Source organism: Sinanaerobacter chloroacetimidivorans (assembly GCF_018128545.1).
Taxonomy (GTDB): Bacteria; Bacillota; Clostridia; order Peptostreptococcales; family Anaerovoracaceae; genus Sinanaerobacter; species Sinanaerobacter chloroacetimidivorans.
In genome coordinates this window covers 18,398-27,883 of sequence record NZ_JAGSND010000027.1, presented here as the reverse complement: position 1 = coordinate 27,883, position 9,486 = coordinate 18,398, and the positions used below count along the sequence as shown (strand labels likewise).

At 41.2% G+C, this 9,486-nt stretch carries 7 protein-coding genes; 1 reads left to right on the top strand and 6 read right to left on the bottom strand.

Annotated features, from left to right (window positions below; all coding sequences use genetic code 11):
• Window positions 1–223: 223 nt before the first annotated feature.
• The 3 genes from KCX82_RS21595 to KCX82_RS21585 form a co-directional block, all read right to left on the bottom strand.
• Complete coding sequence (locus KCX82_RS21595; RefSeq protein WP_227020541.1) at window positions 224–2,644, bottom strand: S-layer homology domain-containing protein; 2,421 nt, start codon at window positions 2,642–2,644, stop codon at window positions 224–226.
• A gap of 56 nt (window positions 2,645–2,700) precedes the next feature.
• Window positions 2,701–3,753, bottom strand: coding sequence for a tyrosine-type recombinase/integrase (locus tag KCX82_RS21590; RefSeq protein ID WP_227020540.1), 1,053 nt, complete (start codon window positions 3,751–3,753; stop codon window positions 2,701–2,703).
• Between the two features lie 128 nt (window positions 3,754–3,881).
• A complete protein-coding gene (locus tag KCX82_RS21585; RefSeq protein ID WP_227020539.1) occupies window positions 3,882–4,919 on the bottom strand; it encodes a tyrosine-type recombinase/integrase in 1,038 nt (345 codons plus the stop codon).
• Window positions 4,920–5,143: 224 nt separating this feature from the next.
• On the opposite strand from KCX82_RS21585, the gene KCX82_RS21580 reads away from it, so the two are divergent.
• Entirely contained in the window at window positions 5,144–5,722 is a 579-nt protein-coding gene (locus KCX82_RS21580) for a TetR/AcrR family transcriptional regulator C-terminal domain-containing protein (RefSeq protein ID WP_227020538.1), read from the top strand.
• Between the two features lie 91 nt (window positions 5,723–5,813).
• Here KCX82_RS21580 and KCX82_RS21575 read toward each other — a convergent pair whose 3' ends face one another.
• The 3 genes from KCX82_RS21575 to KCX82_RS21565 are packed head-to-tail and all read right to left on the bottom strand — an operon-like array spanning window position 5,814 to window position 9,428.
• Window positions 5,814–7,184: an MATE family efflux transporter gene (locus KCX82_RS21575; RefSeq protein WP_227020537.1), complete on the bottom strand. Its 1,371-nt coding sequence runs from the start codon at window positions 7,182–7,184 to the stop codon at window positions 5,814–5,816.
• Window positions 7,156–8,283 (bottom strand): non-hydrolyzing UDP-N-acetylglucosamine 2-epimerase, encoded by a 1,128-nt coding sequence (gene wecB / locus KCX82_RS21570; RefSeq protein ID WP_227020536.1) that lies wholly within the window; start codon window positions 8,281–8,283, stop codon window positions 7,156–7,158. Before wecB ends, KCX82_RS21575 begins: the two co-directional genes overlap by 29 nt.
• Window positions 8,280–9,428 carry a glycosyltransferase family 4 protein gene (locus KCX82_RS21565; protein ID WP_227020535.1) on the bottom strand — a complete coding sequence of 383 codons (1,149 nt, stop codon included), beginning with the start codon at window positions 9,426–9,428 and terminating at the stop codon, window positions 8,280–8,282. Before KCX82_RS21565 ends, wecB begins: the two co-directional genes overlap by 4 nt.
• Window positions 9,429–9,486 lie beyond the last annotated feature (58 nt).

Below are 9,486 nucleotides of genomic sequence, written 5' to 3'. Positions count from 1 at the left end.
TGTTTAATTCGAAATGCGTTTCCACAATTCATTCAAAATTTTTCATTTTGAGACTTGACTTTTAATAGTTAGTCTACTTTCATGCTTAGCAACCCCTGACCATGCGCCCCCGTATTAAGCACTTACCCAACATTTGACATAGAGCCAAAACGGACCAGGCTATCCTGGTCCGTTTTGTGTATCTCTAAATAATATATTTAGTTTTACATGTTAGCAGAAATTACTATCTACCTGCTCTGCACAAAATTACGATATCGTATTCATCATTGTCATCAGCATCAATGTTGTAAAGTTGAACAACATCTCCCTGTTTAAAGCTTCCAGTAAATACTTTGTAATCTCCATCAGAGTTTACTTCATATACAACCACGTTAGAAGCAAGAGCATACATATCAGATGCATCTGTTACAGAGTTTCTTCCATCAGCATCTTCTAAAGTAGTTGCAACTACAACGTCAATATCAGTTCCATTATCTGTTACAGGAGTAGTCTTTGTGATTACATCATTTGCATCAAGCTCAAGCTTATATAATTGAATCGATCCAGCAAATGTGGCTGTTGTAGATGTATAAGTTGGGTTAAGTCCACCATTTACGAAGTAGCCTGTTCCATCAGTTAACTTGTTAAGTGATGCGCCATTTGCAAAACCTTCAGCACGTTGTACTTTATCTCCATCAGCATTCGGAGTGGAGTATACGTCATTAGCTACTGCATATACATCATTTGCGGAAGCCTTAGCATCATCTTCGTCTACTAATAGAGCGATAATCTTATTACCATCTTTATTGAATAGAGCTTGAACGTTACCTGTCATTTCTTTATTCTTGTTAACCTTATCTATAGTTGTCACACCATAGTCATCAATTCCATCAGTTGTAAATACAACAACATTGCTTGCAATAACAGCATTTGGAGTTGTAGCCAATCCCTTAACAACAGAAACACTGGAGAATGTTACAGAACCAGCAACACCTGAAGTAGTAGTTCCGGAAACGTTAGAGATTTCTCCCTTGCTATTTAAACCATAGCTGATTAAGGTTCCTTCATTCAACAGAGCGAATGTCGCACTATCTTTAGCAGAGAATACTTTGCTTGAACCGTCAGCAAGTGTTAATCTAACTTGTCTGTCTATGCCAGTAGTTGCTTTAGCTTCAACATATGCAACTTCATTTGCAGAATCATCAATATTATCAAAGCTATAGATATAACCTCTTGCATCAATATAAGCTTTAACAGTATCACCAACTTCGTCATCAGTAATATTGCTTGCATTGTCAAGATCATTTAGGATTTCTTTAGCATTTTTGTATGACTTATCACCAATTTTAAATGCTTTAGTTTCGCCTTTGAAATCTTTTACAACTCCTTCAACAGTAGCAGTACCAACTTCAATTTTTCTGATTCCATCAGAATCTCCGTAAACATACACTACGTTGTCAGCTTTGATATCATCAAGGCTAGCAACACCAACAAGCGTGAAGGAATTATAGTCGATCTCATCGTCATCATCTAAGATGAAGTCTACGCCCATAAAGCTCTGATCGTCATCAATATCCTTTAAATCAGCTGCAGTAACTAAATCATCCTCTGTAACTTCCCAGTACATTACAGAATAGATTTTATTGATTTTCTTTCCGCTAACGTCAGCATATAATACATATTCTGTACCTGTACTAGCAGCAGCAGTTGGTGCACTAGAAGTAACTAATTCACCATTATTGAAGTAATCAATACCGGCTGTTGTTGTATTGTTAGAATAATCTACGTCCGCATCTGTAGTATTAAATGCATCTTTCCAATCAGCAGTAGCTTTGAAAGTACCAACTAATCCAGTACAATCGGAAATAAATGCAACTACTTCATCGTCACTGTTAAGATACGCAGTACCATACTGTCCAGTATATTTCTGTACATTGATTATAGCGTCATCTCCAAAATCTGAACCCATAACACCCTTTTCAGATGTGCAGTTCAGGCCTGAGCTTAATAAAGTTGTAGGAATTGTCTTTGCAGTATTATCCCAAAGAGAATTCGTTTGACCATCAGAATTTACAGCAACTTTCTGTACAGTCAGTGTGTTGTAAATGATCTGAGCAGCATTAGCTTTGTCAACATTTGTTACTTTAGCAACATCATCATAAAGGCCAAGTTCCTGAGCCTTTGTTACATAGTTGGAAGGCCATACGCCTACTAACTCGGATGAATTAGCTACATAACCAATAGCTCTTAAAGCAATTGTTACAGCTTCGTTAGTGTTGATTGTTCTTCCTGGCATTGCATTTCCAGCACCGTCACCAAGCAAGATGCCTTTGGACTGGCAGAATGCAAGATAAGGAACAGCCCAACCATAACCAGTAGTGTCTTTGAAGCTAGTTGTTGTATAACCAGCAAGTGCACTGTCTGGAATAGCAAGAGCTCTAGTAATCATAGCAGCAAATTCTGCTCTGTTAACAGCTTTCTCAGGTAAGAAAGTGCCATCAGGATTACCAGTTACGATTCCAAGGTCATAGTTAACCTGGATTGCTTCTTCATTGGTAATTCCAGCGATATCGCTAAGTCCGGAAGTCGGAGTAGCAGCGAATGCCATTGAGAAGCTACCGAGTACCAGTGAAAGAACCAGTACAAATGATAATACTTTTCTCATTTAAAAAATTCCTCCTTTAAGGTATTTTTCTTCGAAGGGGAGATTTCTTTAGTTTTTTAGTTCAAATTATCCTCCCCTTCTGAAGATAATTTGACATTATCACAAGAAGAAATTTTAGATAAGGACAAGCGCTGTCTCGGATGCATGTTTGCTATTATTTTCCTTTTCTGTTTATTGGTGGTGTGCAGATAGATCTGTGTCGTGGAGATGGAACTGTGCCCCAAAAAGTCCTGGATATATTTAATATCAACGCCTTCCTCCAACAGCAGCGTAGCAAAGGTATGCCGGAAAACATGAGGCGTAATATTTTTTTTCAGTCCTGCGAGGGTTACATATTTGGTGATTAAATTTCTCACAGCTTGTGAAGATAACTTTTGACCAAATCGTGTCACAAACATGCTTGGCAATGGGATCCCCGATCCATATCGAAAGTAAAGATATCTCTGCAAAGCGGTTATTACTTCTTCATTCTCCAAATAGATCAGCCGCTCTTTATTTCCCTTTCCATGGACACGGATAGCCGAATGACTCAAGCTGAAATCCATGAGATTCAGATCACACAGTTCGCTCACCCGGAGACCTCCTGTGAAGAGAAGCTCCAGTACTGCCACATCCCTAGCCCAGAGGAATTCCTCAGAAGACAGGTTTACATCGTTTCTGCGGCTCAGTTTCATTTCCATGAATTCCGTGGAATACTGTTCCATGGATTTGGGTTCCTGCCGGTAGGCTGCTGTCAGCAGCCAGTTCATCTCCTCTAACGTCATCGTCTCTCTGATTTTGTAGTTCTCTCTGATGTGGTACCGAAACCGATTGAAAGGAGAACTGTCGACCAACTCCTCATCCTCAAGAAAATTGTAAAAGGTTCTCAGGCAGGCCAGTCTCCGTTTGGCAGTTTTTACGGAGAAATGATCATTCAACATGCCTAAATAATCTGCCAGGTCGTTTTTTGTGACCTTAGTCACGTCATTAACGGGTGGGGATTGTGCTTTTAAAAAAGAGACAAAATTGTTCAGGTCAAAGAGATAAGCTTTTATGGTATTATAAGAGAGCCTCTTCTGACTTTTGCAATAACGGATAAACTGTGTTCGGATTGACTCCAATTGGTTCATTGCAATACCTCCATTCAATATTTTGGTTTATAAATTGCTTTCAATAAGCTTCCTATATAGGCTTTGTTTTATTCCAAAAAAAATACGGACTGTTCTCAGTCCGTAAATATAAATCGATTATTCTTCCGTCAATACTGCTGGTGCAGATGGATATTGGCCATAGGGGCTATATCTTCCATTACAAGCTTTTGCCTTGGGTGTTTAGTTGCCATGATTTTTCTCTTCTCTCTGCTGGATGTGTGTAAATAAATCTGCGTTGTAGCAATGGAACTATGCCCTAAAAAATCCTGGATATATTTAATATCTACCCCTTCCTCCAGTAACAGGGATGCAAAGGAATGACGAAAGGTATGCGGCGTGATTTTTTTTGTGATTCCCGCCATTTTTGTGTATTTTTCAACCAAATTTCTTACTGCCTGGGTGGAAAGCTTCTTTCCGAACTTTGAAATAAAAATATTGGTGGTGTCTGTTTCTACACCGTCTCTAAGCAGTAAATACCTGTTCAAGGCATTGATTACCTCGGCATTTTCCAGATATATGATACGTTGTTTATTGCCTTTACCATTAATTTTGATCTGTAAACGGCTTAAATTCAGATCCTGATAGGTTAGATTACAAAGCTCGCTGACTCTCAAACCGCCTGCAAATAGGATTTCCAATATGGCAGTGTCCCTGGCCCATAAAAATTCCTTTGATTGAATATCTGTCTTTTTTCCTGCCTTCTTTGGAAGTAATAAGTTGTCTTCATCCGAAACAGGCATCAGGGTCGGAGATTCGCCGTACGCCGCAGCCAGTATACCGTTTATTTCTTCTAAAGAAAGAACATCCGGAACCCGGAATGGATCCTTAATATACATGTGAAACTTCCTGAACGGATTGTCTTCTATCAGATCCTCATATTCCAGATAATTGAAAAAAGACCGAAGAGACGCGATCCTCCTGCGCACCGTCTTTACAGAAAAATTTTGATTCAGGAAATCCAGATAGGCTTCCAAGGTGTGTTTTGTAATGTGGGAGCTCTCAACTGCTTTCTCGTCAAAGTCTTTTAAAAAGTTTAAAAAGGATTCCATATCCAATTCATATGCTCTGACCGTTGCCGAAGAAAGCCTTCTTTTGTTCTGGCAATAATCTATAAAGATTTGTGAATGCCGATTTATCTGATTCATTTCTAACCCTTCCTCCTTTTGATACATCACTTACGTGTGCAATCATAATTCGGAACCTGCTGTGAATCAATAGGCACTTTTTTAATTTTGTATAACTTTTATACAACTTCTTAGGAATGTATAAAATTGTTGAATTTCGTCAAAATAGAGCATCGGTTTAAAATTAATTCCATTTATGATAAAATTTATAAGCAAAATTTATGATCAAACGAAAGGGGATTTTTATGTCTAACTCAGTATCAAGTAACATCACAAAACGAATATTAATGGAATCATTGAAGAAGCTTATGGCTTCAAAGCCATTGAACAAGATCAGCATTCGAAATATCACAGATGATTGCGGCTTGAATCGTCAAACCTTTTATTATCATTTTCAGGATATTTATGATCTGCTTCAATGGATGTTCGAACAGGAAGCTTTGGCCAATTGTGACACCATCAGCTCCAAACAGGACATGAAAGAACATATCCTGGAACTTTTAAAATACATAGAAAGAAACGAATCGATTTGTATGAGCGCACTTCATTCTCTTGGCCATGAACATCTAAGCCGTTTTTTTTATAACAGCATTAAAAGCTTAATAGGTGACGCCATTGACCAGATCGGGATAGATCTGGAAATTGAAGAGAAACATAAAAACTTTATCTGCCAGTACTATTCTCTGTCTTTTTCAGCTATTATGGTAGGCTGGCTCAGGAAGGAATTCAATGAGACGCCGGAAGAAATGGCCGAGATGATGGATCTCCTTGCACACGACAGTGTCCGTCAATCATTAGAAAGGCTGCATTCCATAAAAGAATGAATGTCGGAATCCCAAAATTTCTACATCTGATTTCAGTTCTTCAGTCCTTTTCTTTGTTTTTCTTCTTCATTTATTTCCAAGGGAAACAAATTTAAATATCATGCACCAGATTATTCAGCCATTTTTTTGACCGAAATCTTTGAATGCAGATCAGCCCTTTGACAACTTCTTCTGTCTGGGCCATCAATACGACAAAATAGATAGGCAGCTGAAGATACAAGGCTCCCAGGAAAACCATGGGAACGCCAATGAGCCATACGGACCCCACCTCAATATACATGGCACATTTGGTATCCCCGCCGCAGCGCATTGTCCCCACAATATTTAATCCGTTAAATACCTTCAGGGGCATAAAAGTTCCGTATATAGCGATAATCAGCAAAGCATAGTGCAAACCCTCCGGAGTAAAGTTAAACAGCCGGATAATAAACTGGGACGAGAAGATAAGAAGAGCCCCGGAAACAGCACCGACGCAGATACCGATTCTCAGAAGCCTTTTTGCCAGTGCAAAGGCATAATCCATCTCCCCCATTCCGATCCTTTGGCCTACCAGGATAAGCAGCGCATCTCCCAAGCTAAAAATTGCCAAAATGAACATGGTATTGATAGTATTGCTTGCCTGAATAGCTGCAAATTCCGTGACGCCCATGCGCCCATACGCCGCATTGTAGGTTGCCATTCCCAAACTCCACATGGTCTCATTGATCATGACCGGAATAGCGGTAACCAAAATTTTCGCAGCGAGAGGTCTGTACCAGCCAAAGAACTCCGACAACCTGCCCGCAATGAGATTTTTTCTTCCGAAAACTACGTACAGAATCAAAATTAATTCCAGACTGCGTGAGATTGCTGTGGCCAGTGCGGCACCATGAACACCGAGTTCAGGTGCTCCAAATTTTCCGAATATAAAAATATAGTTGAGTGTGGTGTTTGTGGAAAATACCAGCATGCTGATCTTCAACGGAACACTGGTCTGCTGCGTTGTCCTGAGAGCTGCGGTAAAGGGGACGGTTATACTCACAAAAAGAAAACATATGGATGCGATCCTTACATACCCCTTGCCCAAAAAAATCGCTTCCGGAATATCGGTAAAAATTCTGAGGACGTGGTCCGGAAAGAACATGCCGGGAATAAAAAAGAACAAGCTGATGCCAAAACAAAGGGTAACGGCAAAACCTGTTACTTTTCTGATGCTGCCAATATCCTGCTTTCCCCAGAACTGTGCCATAAAGGCGGAGGAACCGCTGGCGAATCCGAACAGGACTCCCCAGTGCACAAAAAATAGCTGCGAGGAAAGACCCACAGCAGCCAGTTCTGTCTCTCCCAAGCTTCCCACCATCAAGCTGTCAACCAGATTTAAAGAGGATGCGATGAGACTTTGAAGAGCAATAGGTAATGCGACCCTTGCAAGGGTCTTGTATAAAGATTTGCTTTCAATTTTGATTGTTTGATTCTTCTCCATATTGTTTTAAAGCTTTTACAATCCTTTCGCAGGCATGGCCGTCACCATAGGGATTCACGGCACGGGCCATTCTGTCATAGACACCTTTATTGGCGAGCAGCTCCTTAGCCATCTTGTAGATAGTTTCTCTGGAAACTCCCGCAAGCTTCACCGTTCCGGCTTCCACTGCCTCAGGTCTTTCCGTTTCCTTTCTCACCACAAGAACAGGCTTCCCTAAAGACGGGGCCTCCTCCTGCATTCCTCCCGAATCGGTGATGATTAAATAGGATTTTGCCATGAGGTTCACAAATGGCTGGTATTGAAGGGGCTCTATCAGATGTACTCTGCTGGAGTTCCCCAATATTGCACCGGCTGTCTCCCTTACTTTCGGATTCAAATGAACCGGATAGACGATTTCCGTATCCGTAAATTCTTCCGCGATATCCCTTATGGCACTAAAAATATGTACCATGTTTTCTCCTAAGTTTTCCCTTCTGTGACAGGTAACCGTAATGAGTCTCTTATTTTCAAAATCTATACTGCGAAGGGTTTCCTCTTCAAATTCATAAGGCTTGCCTGCAACCTCCAGTAATGCATCGATTACCGTATTTCCGGTGACAAAGATATGCGAATCAGCGATGCCTTCTGCAAGAAGGTTCTTACGATTTCTCTCCGTTGGGGCAAAATGCAGGTCGGATAAATGACCTGTAAGTACCCGGTTCATCTCCTCCGGATAAGGTGAGTATTTATCGTAGGTTCGCAGTCCCGCCTCTACATGTCCAATCCTGATCTGCTGATAAAATGCTGCTAACGCTGCGGCAAAGGTGGTGGTCGTGTCGCCGTGAACCAGAACGATATCAGGTCTTTCTTTTTTATAGACCTCCTCCAGACCCATGATCACATTGGATGTGATCTGACTGATGGTTTGATTCTGCTTCATAATATTTAGATCATAATCCGGAACCAGCTCAAACAAAGCCAATACCTGATCCAGCATCTCTCTATGCTGCGCCGTAACACAGAGCACGGATTCTATGCCTTCTTCCAGCTGCAGCCTTTTTACCAGAGGCGCCATTTTGATCGCCTCAGGTCTTGTTCCGAATACGGTTAGTACTTTCATGCCAATTCCTGCCCTTCTGATTTTTCCTCGATTTTCTTCTCTGCTTTTTTAATTACGGCAGTTCCGGCTTTCCTGGCAGTTCGCCGTTGGCTTTTCTTTTCTTCAACCTTGATATTAACTGCCTTCAGCTGAAGTCTTGTGCTATTTTGATCCGTCAGGAATACATAGATAAAGGTAGCTGCAATGAGTACCAACAGGCTGGATTCAATGAGCAGATCCCGGCTCATCAAGATAGCTGCTACACCCATGACACCGCTGATTCCATAGAGCATCAGCACAGTACGTCTTTGACCAAGACCCACAGCCATAATTCGATGATGGAGATGCCCTTTATCCGCCTCCATGATCGGACGCTTATTGATCAATCTTCTTAAAATAGCAAATGCCGTATCGAAAATAGGAATGGCAAGCACCAGTACAGGTACCACCGTTGCCACCATTGTTGCACTTTTCATCGGGCTGATCACGGAAAGTCCTGCCAGCATAAAGCCGAGGAACAGGGATCCCGCGTCACCCATGAAGATTTTAGCAGGATTGAAGTTAAAAGGTAAAAATCCAAGAGCACCCCCGGCAATGGCCAGCATAGCCATGGAGACCTCCGTTTTTCCGTGAATAAAGGCCGTATAGGCAATGGAAATAGAAGCGATAAACGCAACACCCGCAGCCAGGCCGTCTAGCCCGTCAATCAGATTTATAGTATTCGTAATGCCTACGATCCAGATTACGGTTACCAGCAGGCTCACAATCCATGGGAAGAAATAATAGCCTTCTCCAAAAGGATTATTAATGAAAGATATTCTGACACTGAACTGGAATAAGATGCAGGCACAAATAATTTGCATGAGCAGCTTCACCTTGGCCGGCATTCCCTTTAAATCATCTATGATTCCAACGATAAAAATCAGGGTCCCTCCTGCAATGACACCCATCAGTTTGGTATCGAGAGGCAGGAAGATCAGCATAGCGCTGATGGTTCCGATATAGATCGCCATTCCACCGAACCTGGGCATAGCCTTTGTGTGCATTCTCCTGTTATCCTTGGGAATATCGATAGCACCGATCTTTGGCGCAATTTTAATTGCAACCGGCGTAAATAACAGAGCCAGTACAAATGCCGTTAAAAATATAAGTACTAATTGATTCATCTTCTCTCTTGTCCTTCCGTAATCCTTTTCCCCTTGTTTTGAAAGTATATCAGTTATT